Here is a 283-nt window from a genome sequence, read left to right as displayed (position 1 = left end):
AGAGCCCGACTCATAATTCGAGTTTAGCAATACGGCGCGTCATTCGCCTGATGGACGAGATAACCATCCACGCTTCGGATGACGCAATGGAGACCTCCCAGTCCTTGGCCAGGCGCCGGCATCGGTTGAGCCACGCCAGGGTACGTTCGACGACCCAGCGCCGTGGCAGAATAATGAAGCCCTTCAGATCGGACCGTCTGATGATTTCGATTGTCAGCCGATCAATGTGCGCGACCGCTGCTTCAAGCTTCTGCCCGGCATAGCCGCCATCGGCGAATAGTCT

At 57.6% G+C, this 283-nt stretch carries 1 protein-coding gene; it reads right to left on the bottom strand.

Annotated features, from left to right (window positions below):
• Positions 1–10: 10 nt before the first annotated feature.
• Positions 11–283: transposase (locus IFT82_RS20410; protein ID WP_192129951.1), on the bottom strand; the 273-nt coding region annotated here is incomplete at its 5' end.

This window comes from Sphingomonas sp. CFBP 8760, assembly GCF_014841615.1.
GTDB lineage: Bacteria > Pseudomonadota > Alphaproteobacteria > Sphingomonadales > Sphingomonadaceae > Sphingomonas.
The sequence above is the reverse complement of the archived record's forward strand: the minus strand, read 5'-3'. Positions and strand labels throughout refer to the sequence as shown.